Source organism: Pseudonocardia phyllosphaerae, assembly GCF_046546475.1.
Taxonomy (GTDB): Bacteria; Actinomycetota; Actinomycetes; order Mycobacteriales; family Pseudonocardiaceae; genus Pseudonocardia; species Pseudonocardia phyllosphaerae.
Genome location: NZ_JBKGXS010000006.1, coordinates 171,360 through 184,888 on the forward strand (window position 1 = coordinate 171,360; position 13,529 = coordinate 184,888).

General features: G+C 73.1%; 13 protein-coding genes. 4 read left to right on the top strand and 9 right to left on the bottom strand.

Annotated features, from left to right (window positions below):
• Window positions 1–2: 2 nt before the first annotated feature.
• A complete protein-coding gene (locus ACLE50_RS14465; RefSeq protein WP_410944048.1) occupies window positions 3–437 on the top strand; it encodes a GlcG/HbpS family heme-binding protein in 435 nt (144 codons plus the stop codon).
• A 300-nt stretch (window positions 438–737) separates the two neighbouring features.
• On the opposite strand, the gene ACLE50_RS14470 is transcribed toward ACLE50_RS14465, so the two are convergent.
• On the bottom strand, window positions 738–1,799 hold the full coding sequence (locus tag ACLE50_RS14470; protein ID WP_410944049.1) for an isopenicillin N synthase family dioxygenase: 1,062 nt from the start codon (window positions 1,797–1,799) through the stop codon (window positions 738–740).
• 273 nt (window positions 1,800–2,072) lie between these two features.
• On the opposite strand from ACLE50_RS14470, the gene ACLE50_RS14475 reads away from it, so the two are divergent.
• On the top strand, window positions 2,073–2,360 hold the full coding sequence (locus ACLE50_RS14475; protein WP_410944050.1) for a GlsB/YeaQ/YmgE family stress response membrane protein: 288 nt from the start codon (window positions 2,073–2,075) through the stop codon (window positions 2,358–2,360).
• A gap of 244 nt (window positions 2,361–2,604) precedes the next feature.
• On the opposite strand, the gene glnA is transcribed toward ACLE50_RS14475, so the two are convergent.
• The gene (glnA, locus tag ACLE50_RS14480) at window positions 2,605–4,026 is read right to left on the bottom strand and encodes a type I glutamate--ammonia ligase (protein ID WP_410944051.1); all 1,422 of its coding nucleotides are present in this window, start codon (window positions 4,024–4,026) and stop codon (window positions 2,605–2,607) included.
• A 195-nt stretch (window positions 4,027–4,221) separates the two neighbouring features.
• Here glnA and ACLE50_RS14485 point away from each other — a divergent pair, with 195 nt between their 5' ends.
• Complete coding sequence (locus ACLE50_RS14485; protein ID WP_410944052.1) at window positions 4,222–4,683, top strand: RDD family protein; 462 nt, start codon at window positions 4,222–4,224, stop codon at window positions 4,681–4,683.
• Between the two features lie 82 nt (window positions 4,684–4,765).
• On the opposite strand, the gene ACLE50_RS14490 is transcribed toward ACLE50_RS14485, so the two are convergent.
• The 3 genes from ACLE50_RS14490 to ACLE50_RS14500 all read right to left on the bottom strand — a co-directional run bounded on the left by ACLE50_RS14490 (window position 4,766) and on the right by ACLE50_RS14500 (window position 7,513).
• Window positions 4,766–5,503, bottom strand: a complete 738-nt coding sequence (locus ACLE50_RS14490; RefSeq protein ID WP_410944053.1) for a DUF4191 domain-containing protein — start codon at window positions 5,501–5,503, stop codon at window positions 4,766–4,768.
• A 67-nt stretch (window positions 5,504–5,570) separates the two neighbouring features.
• Window positions 5,571–6,593: a lipoyl synthase gene (lipA, locus tag ACLE50_RS14495; protein ID WP_410944054.1), complete on the bottom strand. Its 1,023-nt coding sequence runs from the start codon at window positions 6,591–6,593 to the stop codon at window positions 5,571–5,573.
• Window positions 6,590–7,513, bottom strand: a complete 924-nt coding sequence (locus ACLE50_RS14500) for an SDR family NAD(P)-dependent oxidoreductase (protein ID WP_410944055.1) — start codon at window positions 7,511–7,513, stop codon at window positions 6,590–6,592. Before ACLE50_RS14500 ends, lipA begins: the two co-directional genes overlap by 4 nt.
• 57 nt (window positions 7,514–7,570) lie before the next feature.
• Here ACLE50_RS14500 and ACLE50_RS14505 point away from each other — a divergent pair, with 57 nt between their 5' ends.
• Window positions 7,571–8,506 carry an LLM class F420-dependent oxidoreductase gene (locus ACLE50_RS14505; protein WP_410944056.1) on the top strand — a complete coding sequence of 312 codons (936 nt, stop codon included), beginning with the start codon at window positions 7,571–7,573 and terminating at the stop codon, window positions 8,504–8,506.
• Between the two features lie 12 nt (window positions 8,507–8,518).
• Here the strand turns inward: ACLE50_RS14505 and lipB are convergent, their stop codons facing one another.
• From lipB to sucB, 4 genes are all read right to left on the bottom strand, one after another.
• Window positions 8,519–9,238: a lipoyl(octanoyl) transferase LipB gene (gene lipB / locus ACLE50_RS14510; RefSeq protein WP_410944057.1), complete on the bottom strand. Its 720-nt coding sequence runs from the start codon at window positions 9,236–9,238 to the stop codon at window positions 8,519–8,521.
• A gap of 30 nt (window positions 9,239–9,268) precedes the next feature.
• Window positions 9,269–10,537 carry an NAD(P)/FAD-dependent oxidoreductase gene (locus ACLE50_RS14515; RefSeq protein ID WP_410944058.1) on the bottom strand — a complete coding sequence of 423 codons (1,269 nt, stop codon included), beginning with the start codon at window positions 10,535–10,537 and terminating at the stop codon, window positions 9,269–9,271.
• Window positions 10,534–11,424: a TIGR01777 family oxidoreductase gene (locus ACLE50_RS14520; protein WP_410944059.1), complete on the bottom strand. Its 891-nt coding sequence runs from the start codon at window positions 11,422–11,424 to the stop codon at window positions 10,534–10,536. The genes ACLE50_RS14515 and ACLE50_RS14520 overlap by 4 nt, the downstream gene beginning before the upstream one ends.
• 265 nt (window positions 11,425–11,689) lie before the next feature.
• On the bottom strand, window positions 11,690–13,516 hold the full coding sequence (sucB, locus tag ACLE50_RS14525; protein WP_410944060.1) for a 2-oxoglutarate dehydrogenase, E2 component, dihydrolipoamide succinyltransferase: 1,827 nt from the start codon (window positions 13,514–13,516) through the stop codon (window positions 11,690–11,692).
• Window positions 13,517–13,529: the final 13 nt, after the last annotated feature.

Genomic DNA, 13,529 nt, shown 5'->3' on the forward strand with positions numbered 1-13,529 from the left:
CTATGACCATCACCCTCGACCAGGCCCAGACCATCACCGCCGCGGCGCTGAAGCACGGCACCGAGCAGGGCTTCAATCCGCTCACCGTCGCGGTGCTCGACCCGGGCGGCGCGATCGTCGCGCTCGCCCGCCAGGACGGCTCCGGGTTCGCGCGCCCCGACCTGGCCGTCGGCAAGGCCAACGGTGTCCTCGCGCTCGGGATGACCAACCGGGCCATCGCCGCACGCGCCGCGGACTCCCCGGAGTTCTTCACCTCGGTCGCCGGGCTGACCGGCGGCAAGATCTTCTCCGTGCCCGGCGGGGTGTTCGTGAAGGACGCCGACGGCGCGCTGCTCGGCGCGGTCGGCGTCACCGGTGACGCGTCGCTGAACGACGAGGCCGCCGCCGTCGCCGGCATCGAGGCCGCGGGGCTGAGCGCGGTGACCGGCGCGGAGTAGCCGCCCGGGTACGAGCCGCACCCCCGGGCGACGTGGTCAGCCCGGGGGCGCGGAGGAAACACGACCCTGCCGCCGAGGAAGGGCCGTGCGCGTGGGTCAGGGGCCGTCGGCGCGCGTGGTGCGCCGACGGCTGGTGGCTCCGAGAGGTCGTGCCGAGAAAGCTGGTGCGTGTGAACCGGTCCTGTCACGGGGACCGGCGGAGGCCACGGATCGGCGTCGCCGGTCGGCACGCCGCTGTGACCTGGAACACGGTGAGAACGAGTCAAGCAGGCGGTGCGAACCCCTGTCAACGGATCCGGATCATCGGTCCGTGAACGGTGACGGCGTGCCTGAGGACACGAGGCCCGGGTGGTGGCGCGCTGCGACCTCCGGGTGCGAGCGCACCCAGCCCTTGAGCGCGTTGTCGCCGAAGCGGGGGAGCAGCGCGTTGCGGTCGGTCTCGTGCACGCCGGGCGCCTGCGCCGCCAGGCCGGGCGGCAACGGGACCGGGTCGAGCCGGGCGTCGAGCCGCGGGGACCAGAAGAAGCCGACCGACTGCCGCGTCGTTCCCGGGGCACAGGCGAGGACGCGGTGCGGTGTCGCGACCAGGTAGCCGTCGGTCGCGACCTCCAGCATCTCGCCGACGTTGACCACGAGCGACCCCTCCAGCGGTGCCACGTCGGTCCACGACGAGCCGGGCGGCCGTGCCTGTAGCCCGCCGGTGCCGTCCTGGAGCAGCAGCGTGAGGAAACCCCAGTCGGCGTGCGGGCCCACGCCCTGCGCGTCGTCGGGGACGGGGTCGCCGGGCGGCGGCCCGACGTAGCGGATGACCTTGCCGAACCAGTGCGGCTCGCCGTCGAACAGCGGGTCGAAGTGGGTCTCCTCCAGCCCCAGCCCGACGGCGACCGCGCGCGTCAGCTCGGTCCCGACCCGGCTCATCAGCTCGGCCCATGCCTCGGCCCGGCGGCGCAGCTCGGGGACCCGCGCGTCCGGCCAGACGTTCGGGCCCTCCAACAGCCGGAACGGCTCGTCCCACTCCGCGCGGGGTACCGGTGCCAGCTCCGGCCCGAAGTCGATCTGCTCGCGGGCGTCGGGGCGGCCCGCGGTGATCTCGTGGCCGAGCCGGGTGTAGCCGCGGAAGTGCGGGGACCGCCGGTTGTCCAGCTCCAGGCGCTGCTCGGCCGGCAGGTCGAAGAACGACGACGCCGCCGCCAGCAGCGCCCCGGCCTGCCCGGGCGCGGCACCGAAGCCGGTGAGCCGCAGGAAACCGACCTCGTGCAGGGCCTCGCGCAACGCGGTGGTGAACGTGGGGTCGAACCCACCCTCGGGCGTGCGGGCGCGGTCGAGGCGCAGGACCGGGATGGCGTCGTCCGGAGTGCTCACGACCCCATGGTGACCCCGTGGCGCATCCGGCGACGACCCTCAATCACCTGGGGGAACCCCGAATCGGGTGTTCCGGGCGTTTCGCGCGTGTCTGTGCGGGCACCCCGGGTCTAGCGTTTGTGACGTTGCGAACGGCGACCGGCCGGAAACCGTGGCGATGTCGTGATGTGCCGCGGTGTTTCAACCGGTGGTCGGCCGGTCACCCGGTGTCAGGCCTCACAACGGGTCAACCACGGTCCGTCGACGACGAACCGGAACCAAGGAGGAGTAACCATGCTCTGGACCATCATCATCGCGATCGTCGTCGGTCTGATCGCCGGCTTCCTCGCCCGGGCCATCGTCCCCGGCAAGGACAACATCGGCATCATCCCCACGATCATCCTCGGCATCGTCGGCTCGCTCGTCGGTGGCGTGATCTGGTCGCTGATCTCCGGTGGCGGGTTCAACGCCCAGCAGTTCATGAAGTTCTCGCCCGGGGGCATCATCGGCTCGGTGATCGGCGCGATCATCGTGCTGGTCATCTACAACGCGGTCACCGGCCGCAAGAAGGTCGGCCGCTGACCTGCGGGTCCTCGTCACCTCGGCGCCGTCCGGCTCGTTCCGGGCGGCGCCGACGTGTGTCCGGGGCCCGATCATCCGCCGCAGCACACCGATTCCGTACGCAGCACACGTCGCAGCATGTGCCACGTACGGAATCGGTGTGCTGCGGCGAGGTCGTCACGTCACACACCCCGGACGCAGCGAAGCCCGGCACCCACGAGCGGGGTGCCGGGCCTCGGTACGGCTGACGAGCGTCAGGCGTGGATCACACGTCGTAGTAGAGCGCGAACTCGTACGGGTGCGGACGCAGACGCAGCGGGTCGATCTCGTTCTCCCGCTTGTACTCGATCCAGGTCTCGATCAGGTCCGGCGTGAACACGCCGCCCTCGAGCAGGTAGTCGTGGTCGGCCTCGAGCGAGTCGATGACCGCGCTCAGCGACGACGGGACCTGCGCGATGTCCTTGGCCTCCTCGGGCGGGAGCTCGTAGAGGTCCTTGTCGATCGGCGTCGGCGGCTCGATCTTGTTCTTGATGCCGTCGAGGCCGGCCATCAGCATCGCCGAGAAGGCGAGGTACGGGTTGCCCGACGAGTCCGGGCAGCGGAACTCGACGCGCTTGGCCTTCGGGCTGTCGCCGGACAGCGGGATCCGGATGCAGGCCGAGCGGTTCCGGGCCGAGTAGACCAGGTTGACCGGGGCCTCGAAGCCGGGGACCAGGCGGTGGTAGGAGTTCACCGTCGGGTTCGTGAACGCCAGCAGCGACGGCGCGTGGTGCAGCAGGCCGCCGATGTAGTAGCGCGCGATGTCGGACAGGCCGCCGTAACCGGACTCGTCGTGGAAGAGCGGCTGGCCGTCCTTCCACAGCGACGAGTGCACGTGCATGCCCGAGCCGTTGTCGCCGAACAGCGGCTTCGGCATGAAGGTGGCGGTCTTGCCTGCTGCCCAGGCGGTGTTCTTCACCAGGTACTTGAACAGCATGACGTCGTCCGCCGCGTGCAGCAGCGTGTTGAACTTGTAGTTGATCTCGGCCTGGCCCGCGGTGCCCACCTCGTGGTGCTCACGCTCGACCTCGAAGCCGGACGCGGTCATGTTGCTGACCATGTCGGCACGCAGGTCGGCGTAGTGGTCGACCGGCGGGACGGGGAAGTAGCCGCCCTTGTAGTTGACCTTGTAGCCGAGGTTGCCGCCCTGCTCCTCGCGGCCGGTGGTCCACCAGCCCTCGACGGAGTCGATCTCGGCGAACGTGGAGTTCGGCTCGGAACCGAAACGGATCGAGTCGAAGATGTAGAACTCCGCCTCGGGGGCCATGAAGGCGGTGTCGGCGATGCCCGACGCCTTGAGGTACTCCTCGGCCTTGCGCGCGATGTTGCGCGGGTCGCGGGAGTAGGGCTCACCCGTGATCGGGTCGTGCACGAAGAAGTTGATGTTCAGCGTGCGGTGCTTGCGGAACGGGTCGATCCGCGCCGTCGTGGAGTCCGCGAACAGCGCCATGTCGGACTCGTTGATCGCCTGGAAGCCGCGGACGGAGGAACCGTCGAACGCGGCGCCGTTCTCCAGCAGGTCACCGGCGGTCGCGGCGGGGACGGTCAGGTGCTGCATCACGCCGGGCAGGTCGCAGAACCTGATGTCGACGTACTCGACCTTCTCGTCCGAGATGTACTTGAGTACCTCTTCGGAGTTGCTGAACACTCTGTCGCGCTCCTTGGGTTGCTGGTGGCGATCGGGGGCGACGGTAGGAGTGGCGTGTTGCCCACCCATCACTCACCTGTTTCCCCGACGTTAACTGACCGCGCCACGACGCGCGTCACAGCCGTCACCCCTCGGTGCGACCTGCAACGTTCGGTCGGCGACATCGGTGCCCGTCCGGCGCCTAGGCTAGGAGCCATGGCCCGCTGGATCGAGTCCTGGCTCCCGCATTCACCCGCCGGGAGTGACGACGACGGGCATCCGGGCGAGCGGTTCGGCCTGCCGGCCACCGGCCCGAACTCCGTCGCCGGGACGGGCGCCCGGATCGCCGGGCTCGTCGTGGACTGGCTGCTCGCCTACGTCCTGGTGGTCGCGTTCCTGGGCACCGGCGCGATCGGCGCCCCGCAGACCGGGTGGACGGTCCTGCTCGTCTGGTTCGTGATCACGACGATCGCGGTGGCCCTGTTCGGCATGACGCCCGGGCACGTGCTGCTCGGGCTCCGGGTGGCGCGCACCGACATGGCCGCGTTCGTCGGGGTGCCGCGGGCGGCGCTGCGCACCCTGCTGATCGCGTGCGTCTTCCCGCCGGTCTTCCGCGACGACGACGGCCGCGGCTGGCACGACCAGGCCGCGCGCACGATCGTCATCCGGACCCGCTGAGCCGGCCCGGAAACGGAAGACGCCCGCCTCCCGGGGAACCGGGGCGGCGGGCGTCCGACCGACGTGCGACGTGCGGAACGGGTCAGCGGCGGCGCGCGGAGCGCTGCACGGACCGCATCTTCGCGCCCTGCGGCAGCGGGCCCTTCGGCGTCGCCTGGGCGCGGTTGCCGAGCGCGGTGAGCTTGTTCTCCAGCGTGTCCATCTCCGCGGTGGAGATGTTGCGCGGCAGCTTCATCAGGTGCCGCTGCAGGTTCTTCAGCGGGACCTGGCCCTCCTCGTGCCCGACGATGACGTCGTAGATCGGGGTGGTGCCGGCGATCCGCGCGGTGCGCTTCTTCTCCTGGGCGAGCAGGTTCTTCACCCGGTGCGGCGCGCCCTCGGCGACGAACACGACCCCCGGGCGCCCGATCACCCGGTGCACGGCGTCGAGGTGCGTCGTGCCCGCGACGCCCTGCGTGACCCGCCACTGGCCGCGCATCTGGTCCAGCGCCCAGCCCGCGGCGCCGGGCTGGCCGTCGGCCTTGACGTAGACCGAGCTCTGCACCCGGCGGCCGAACACGGCGAACGCGGCGAGCGCGCCGATGAGGATGCCGAAGACCAGGAAGATCCAGGTCATGCCCAGCAGCCAGCCGATGAGCGTGAGGACCACGACCGCCGCCAGGAAGACCCCGGCCATGATCGGGATCAGCAGCTTGTCGTCCTTGCGCTGCATCTGGAACGCCTGCCAGATCTGCTGGCGACGCTGCTTCGACGCGGCCTTCTTCTGGGCCTTGAGCGCCTTCTTCTCGTCGGGCGAGGGCTTGCGGGGCTTGCCGGGCATGTGACCAGCGTACTTCCCCGTCACGGCCCGCGTCGTCGGCGGGCCGTGACCGGTCACCGGGCCGTGATCAGCCGCTCTGCCCGCCCTCGAGCCGGGACAGCAGCGAGCCGGCCTCCTGCGCCGCGGGGCCGGACTCGGCCAGGTGCGCGAGATCGGGGTGGAGCTCCTCGCCGCGGTGCGCGATGGTCTGGGCGTAGAGCCGGCCGGCCCGGTACGACGAGCGCACCAGCGGCCCGGCCATGACGCCCGCGAAGCCGATCCGCTCGGCGACCTTCGAGTGCTCGACGAACTCCTCGGGCTTCACCCAGCGCTCCACCGGGTGGTGGCGCTTGGTGGGCCGCAGGTACTGCGTGATCGTGATGATCTCGCAGCCCGCGTCGTACAGGTCCTGCAGCGCGGCGGTGACCTCGTCCGGGGTCTCGCCCATGCCCAGGATCAGGTTGGACTTGGTGACCAGGCCCTTCTCCCGGGCCTTGGTGATGACCTCGAGGGAGCGCTCGTAGCGGAACGCGGGGCGGATCCGCTTGAAGATCCGCGGCACCGTCTCCAGGTTGTGCGCGAGCACCTCGGGGCGGGCGTCGAAGACCGGGCCGAGCTGGTCGTCGCGCGAGTTGAAGTCCGGGATCAGCAGCTCGACGCCGGTGCCCGGGTTCATCTCGTGGATCTGCCGGACGGTCTCGGCGTAGAGCCAGGAGCCGCCGTCGTCGAGGTCGTCGCGGGCGACGCCGGTGACGGTGGAGTAGCGCAGGCCCATCTGCTGCACCGACTCGGCGACGCGGCGGGGCTCGTCGACGTCGAGATCGGACGGACGGCCGGTGTCGATCTGGCAGAAGTCGCACCGGCGGGTGCACTGCTCACCGCCGATGAGGAACGTCGCCTCCCGGTCCTCCCAGCACTCGTAGATGTTGGGGCAGCCGGCCTCCTCGCACACGGTGTGCAGCCCGCCGGAGCGGACGAGCCCCTTGAGCTCGGTGTACTGCGGCCCGGTGCGGGCGCGGGTGCGGATCCAGGAGGGCTTGCGCTCGATCGGGGTCTCGCTGTTGCGAACCTCGAGGCGCAGCATCTTGCGGCCTTCGGGTGCGACGGTCACGCGTTCACCGTACGCCCGGGGTCGGGCGGTACGCCCGTTGCGGTCGCGGTCGCGGCCCACAGCCGGGCGGCCAGATCCGGGTCCTGCGCGGCGGTGCTGCGCCGGGCCGGCCCGGGCGGTCCGGCGACCTCGAACGGCCCGGTGGGACCCAGGTAGTCCCCGCCGTGCACCGGTCCGGTCGCGGCGGCCAGCTGCGGCCCGATCCCGGCCTCGACGGGCTGGACGAACCACCGGTCCAGCGGCCCGGACAGCCGCGCCTGCAGGGTCGCGCCGCGGCGCAGCGAGTTGCCCAGCAGCGACGACTCGGTCATCCCCGGGTGCGCGGCCACCGACAGCACCTCGTCCCCGGCCAGGCGCAGCCGCCGGTCCAGCTCCGCGGCGAACAGCAGGCCCGCGAGCTTGGAGGTGCCGTAGGCGACGGTGGGGGAGTAGCGGCGGCGCTTTCCGTCGAGGTCGTCGGGGTCGAGCCGGCCCGTGCGGTGCCCGAGGCTCGACGTCGTCACCACCCGGGCCGGTTCGAGATCGCCGCCGCCGCGCAGCGCGGGCATCAGCAGCCAGGTCAGCGCCGCGGGCCCGAGGTGGTTGGTGCCCATCTGCAGCTCGAAGCCGTCGGCGGTCGCGGCGCGCGGGCCCATCGCGATGCCCGCGTTGTTGACCAGCAGGTCGAGCCGGTCATCGGTGCGTTCCCGCACGTCGGCGGCCGCGGCGCGCACCGAGGACAGGTCGGCGAGGTCGAGCAGTACCGGCTCGGCGGCACCCCCGACCCGTGCGACGGCGGCGGCGCCGCGTGCGGCGTCGCGTGCGGTCATCAGCACCCGGGCCCCGGCTCCGGCGAACGCGCGGGACAGCGCGAACCCGAGCCCGGACGTCGTCCCGGTGACGAGGACGGTGCGGCCGGTGAGGTCGGGGAGCGGGTACACGGCGGGGACCGTAGCGCTCCCGGCGGGCGCGCGCGTCCCACGCTAGCGTGCGCCTCCGTGGACTTCCGGATCTTCACCGAGCCCCAGCAGGGGGCTTCCTACACCGACCTGCTGCGCGTCGCGCAGACCACCGAGGCGGCAGGCTACGACGCGTTCTTCCGCTCCGACCACTTCCTGAAGATGGGCGACGTGAGCGGCCTGCCGGGCCCCACCGACGCCTGGGTGACCCTGGCCGCGCTCGGCCGCGAGACCGAGCACATCCGGCTCGGCACCCTGGTCACCAGCGCGACGTTCCGGCTGCCCGGGCCGCTCGCGGTCGCCGTCGCGCAGGCCGACGAGATGTCCGGTGGCCGGATCGACTTCGGGCTGGGCTCCGGCTGGTTCGAGCCCGAGTACACCGCCTACGGGATCCCGTTCCCGTCGCTGGCCGAGCGGTTCGAGCGCTACACCGAGCAGCTGGAGATCATCACCGGGCTGTGGGCGACGCCGGTGGGCGAGACCTTCTGCTACGACGGGAAGCACTACACGCTCACCGACTGCCCGGCCCTGCCGCACCCGGTGCAGCAGCCCGGCCCGCCGGTGATCGTCGGCGGCAAGGGGAAGCGGAAGACCCCGCAGCTGGCGGCCCGCTTCGCCGCCGAGTTCAACGTGCCGTTCTCCCCGGTCGAGGAGGTCGCGGACCGGTTCGAGCGGGTCGCCGGGGCCTGCCGCGACGCCGGCCGCGACCCGGGCGAGCTGACCTACTCGGTCGCGCAGACCCTCGTCCTCGGCCGCGACGACGCCGAGGTGGCACGCCGCGCGGCGGCCATCGGGCGCAGCGTCGAGGAGGTCCGTGCCGACTGCCTCGCCGGCACCCCGGCGCAGGTCGTCGACCAGCTCGGCACGTGGGCGGAGCGGACCGGGACGACCCGGGTCTACCTGCAGGTCCTCGACCTGGCCGACCTCGACCACATCGAGGAGTTCGCGGCGCAGGTGGTGCCGCAGCTGGGCTGACCGCCGGGCTGCTCAGCCCAGCAGGTCGGCCATCCGCTTCACCGGGTGCTCGGTGACCGGCAGCCGGCCGTCGAGCGCGTCGAGCACCGCGGTGGTGACGGCGGGGGTCACCTCGTCGACGGTGACGTCGCGGTCCAGCTCGGCGGACAGCGTCGTCACTCCCGCGTCGGTGATCCCGCACGGCACGATCCGCCCGAAGTCGCCCATGTCGGCGTCGCAGTTGAGGGCGAAGCCGTGCTGGGTCACCCCGCCGGCGATCCGGACGCCGATCGCGGCGATCTTGCGCTCCTGCTTGGCGAAGCCCTCGGCGGGCAGCCAGACGCCGCTGCGGCCCTCGATCCGGCCCGCGGTGGTCAGCCCGAGGTCGTGGCACACGCGGATCAGTGCCTCCTCGAGGCGGCGGACGTAGTCGACGACGTCCATCGGCTCGCCCAGGCCCACGATCGGGTACCCGACGAGCTGCCCGGGCCCGTGCCAGGTGATCCGCCCGCCGCGGTCGACGTCGATCACCGGGGTGCCGTCGTCCGGCCGGTCCTCGGGCTGCGTGCGCCGCCCCGCGGTGTAGACCGGCGGGTGCTCCAGCAGCATCAGCACGTCCGGGCCGTCCGCGGTGCGGCGGGCCTCGGCGTTCGCGCGCTGGGTGTCCCACGCCTGCTGGTACTCGACACGGCCGAGCCGGTCGACCCGGACGTCGTCGGTTCGGGCGCGGCAGCTCAGGTGCGGTGCGGGCATGCGCCCGAGCCTACGCCGGGCACCGGCGGCCTACGCCGCGCCCAACCGTGCGCGGACGGCCTGCGCGGCCCGCCGGCCGGAGACCAGCGCGCCCTGCGTGGACGGGGTGTCACGGTGGTCGCCGGCGACGAAGAGGTTCTCGCCGAGGTCGACGTCGCGGCGCAGCGGGCGTGCCGCGGGCAGCAGCGGCAGCGCCTCGGGCACCTCCGCGGTGTGCAGGTGCTCCCAGTCATCGGTGGGCACGCCCCAGATGCGGGCGAGCTCGCGGCGCACCACCGGCTCGTCGACCCCGGTCCGCCCGGGCGTCCCGACGACCGACGACGCCACCAGCGGGCGCCCGTCGGCGGAGTAGCCGGGCGCGGCGGCGGTGAGCACGACGGTGTTCACGACCGGGCCGCCGGTGCCGTCGAGGTGCAGCAGCGGCTCGGCCGACGGCGCCTGCGGCGGCACGTGGTACCAGGTCGTCAGCGCCTGCATGGTGGGCCGCGCGACGCCGGGGACCAGCGACGACGCCGTCACCGGGTCGGCGGCGACGACCACGGCGCGCGCGTGCAGCGTGCCCTCGTCGGTGTCCACCGACGGCGACGGGCCGCCGTGCACGGCGTGCACCCGCACCCCGGTGGAGACCGCGGACTCCGGGAGCGCGGCGGCGAGCCGGCGGGGGAAGGCGGCCATGCCGTCGTCGGGGACGACGATCTGCCCGAGCGCGAAGCTGCGCCACACCAGCCGGACGTAGGCGGCCGAGGACTCCAGGGCGGGGTCGGCGAGCACCCCGGACAGGAACGGGCGCAGGAACCGGTCGGTGACCGCGCCCCCGAGCCCGGCGGCGTCGAGGTCGGCGGCCGCGGACCGCTCGATCAGCGACGCGGTGCGGGCAGGCGGGGAGCCGAGCACGCGGGCGGTCCAGGCCACGAGCCGGGCCTTCTCCAGCGGCCCGAACAGGTCGTCGGCGACGGTCCCCGGTGCCGACAGCGGGCGGCGCAGCGGGTTGACGAAGCGGTGCAGCTCGCCGTCGCCGGCCCGGATCGCGGCACCGGGGGCGAACGGGCGGGCACCGAGCGAGTCGAGCCCGTGCGGGGCCAGCGCCGCGCGCAGTGCGGGGTAGGAGGAGTTGAGGACCTGGAAGCCGCGGTCGCAGCGGAAGCCGTCGATCACGTCGGTGGCGACCCGGCCGCCGACCCGGTCGGCGGCCTCCAGCACGCGGACGGCGAACCCGTCGCGGTGCAGGACGGTCGCGGCGCGCAACCCGGCCAGACCCGCCCCGACGACGAGCACGTGGGGTGCACCGGATGTGCTCACGTGCCGACCGCGGCCGAGAGCGCGTCGCCGACCGTGTGGTGGCGGAAGGAGAACCCGGCGTCGAGCAGCGCCTTCGGCACCGCCCGCTGCCCGCCGAGCAGCATCTCCCGGCCCATCTCGCCGAGCAGCGCCGAGACCACCGCCGAGGGCACCGGGAACGGTGCGGGCCGGCCGAGCGCCGAGGCCAGCTCGCGGGTGAACTCGGCGTTGGTGACCGGCACCGGCCCGGTGACGTCCATCGGCCCGGAGATCGTGTCGTTCTCGACGGCGAAGCTGAGCGCGGCGACCTGGTCGTCGAGCGAGACCCAGGGCATGTACTGGGTACCGGAGCCGATCCGGCCGCCGAGGAAGCCCTTGAACACCGGGCGCAGCGTGCCGAGGAGTCCGCCGGACGCGGACAGCACCAGCCCGGTACGGGCGACCACCAGCCGGGCCCCGGCCTCACCGGCGGGGGCGGCGGCGGCCTCCCAGTCGCGGCAGACGTCGGCGAGGAACCCGCTGCCCGACGGCGAGGACTCGTCGACGACGACGTCGCCGGTGTCGCCGTAGTAGCCCACGGCGGAGCCGTTGACCAGGGCAGGCACCTCGTGCCGCACGACCTCGGACACCAGCACGTCGGTCGGGTTGAGCCGGGAGTCGCGGATGGCCTGCTTGCGGGCCCCGGTCCACGGCCGGTCGGCGATCCCGGCGCCGCACAGGTTCACCACGGCGTCGGCGCCCTCGAGCGAGCCCTCCTGGATCTCCCCGGCCGGTGGGTCCCATCCGCGCTCGTCGGGGGCCTGGGGTGCGCGCCGTACCAGGCGCAGCACGTCGTGCCCCGCGCCCCGCAGGTGGGCGACCAGGGCGGTTCCGATGAGTCCGGACGAACCGGCCACGACGACTCGCACGGCGGCGATCCTTCCCGTTCGACCGTCCTCGCGCGACCCGGACACCCGCGACGGAGGTCACCCGGTCGGCCGGACGTGTCACACGGGTCGACGGGCGGCGGACGTGCACGGCGGGCGGACGGGCGGTTGCCCGGTGGCGGGCACCGGCCGTCGACGGGGGACCGGAACCCGTTGTGCAGGAACGGGAACGGCCCGCCCCGGACGTACCGGGACGGGCCGCCCCCTGTGTCTCACGTGGACCGGCACGGGCCGGGCCACGGGCGTCCTACAGGCCGAGCTCGGCCTCGAACGCGCCCTCCTCGAGCCGCGCACGCACGGCGGAGAGGAACCGGCCGGCGTCGGCGCCGTCGACCAGGCGGTGGTCGTAGGTCAGCGGCAGGTAGCACACCGAGCGGATGGCGATGACGTCCTCGCCCTCCGGTCCGGTGACGACCTTCGGCTCCTTGGCGATGGCGCCGGTGCCGAGGATGCCGACCTGCGGCTGGTTCAGGATCGGGGTGTCGAACAGCGCGCCAGCGGACCCGATGTTCGTGATCGTGAACGTGCCGCCGGACAGCTCGTCCGGGCCGATCTTCGCGTCGCGGGTGCGGCCCGCGACGTCGGCGATCTTCTTGGCGATCCCGGCCAGCGACAGGTCGTCGGCCTCCTTGATCACCGGGACCAGCAGGCCGCGCGGGGTGTCGACGGCGATGCCCAGGTGCACCGACCCGTGGTAGGTGACCTCCTTGCCGTCCTCGGAGATCGACGCGTTCAGCGACGGGTAGGCCTTGAGCGCCTCGATGGTCGCCTTGGCGATGAAGGCCAGGAAGGTGAGGTTGGCGCCCTCACGCTTCTTGAAGTCCTCCTTGACCCGGTTCCGCAGCTTGACGATGCGGGTGAGGTCGATCTCCTGCACCGTCGTCAGCTGCGCCGAGGTCTGCAGCGACTCGATCATGCGCTGGGCGATGACCTGACGCAGGCGCGGCAGCTTCACGGTGCTGCCCGGCTCCGGGGCGTTGTCCGAGCGGGTCGGCACGTTCTGCGGCTGCTTCGGCGCGCCACCGGCGGCCGGGGCGGACGCGGCGGCCGGAGCGGACTCCTGGGCCGGCGCGGACTTCTGCTCGGCCGCGGCCAGCACGTCCTGCTTGCGGATGCGGCCGCCGACGCCCGAGCCGGTCACGGTGGACAGGTCGACGCCGTTCTCCTGGGCGAGCTTGCGCACCAGCGGGGTGACGTAGGGCTTGTCACCCGAGCCGTTGGTGCCCGAGGCCGCCGGGGCCTGGGTGTCGGTCGAGCCCTTCGGCTGCTCCTGCTGCGCGGCGGGGGCCTCGGCCTTCGGCGACTCCGCCTTCGGCTCCGGCTTCGGCTCCGGCGCGGCCTGCGGGGCCGGTGCGGACTCCTGCTTCGGTGCCGACTCCTGCTTCGGTGCCGACTCCTGCTTCGGTGCAGCCTCGGCCGGCTTCTCCTGCGCCGGGGCCTCGGCGGGCGCCGCGGAGGCGTCGCCGACCAGGGCCAGCTGCGCGCCGACCTCGACGGTCTCGTCCTCGCCGACGGTGTGCTCGAGCACGGTGCCGGCGACGGGGGAGGGGATCTCGGTGTCGACCTTGTCGGTGGAGACCTCGAGCAGCGGCTCGTCGACCTCGACGGCGTCGCCGACCTGCTTGAGCCAGCGGGTCACGGTGCCCTCGGTGACCGACTCGCCCAGCTCCGGCATGGTCACCGGCGAACCGGACCCGCCGGAACCCGAGCCACCGGAGCTCGGCGCGGCGGGCTTCTCCTCGGCGGCCGGGGCGGCCTCCTGCGCCGGGGCGGGCTCGGGGCTCTCCTCCTGGGCGGGGGCGGCCGGCTGCGACGACCCGCCGGACGGGGCCTCGCCGGCGTCACCGATCACGGCGAGCTCGCCGCCGACCTCGACGGTCTCGTCCTCGCCGGCCACGATGCGCTGCAGCACGCCCGCCGCGGGGGACGGGATCTCGGTGTCGACCTTGTCGGTCGAGACCTCCAGCAACGGCTCGTCGACCTCCACGGTGTCGCCCTCGGCCTTGAGCCAGCGGGTGACGGTGCCCTCGGTGACACTCTCGCCCAGTGCGGGCATCTCAACGGTGACGGCCATCTCGGGTGGAGCT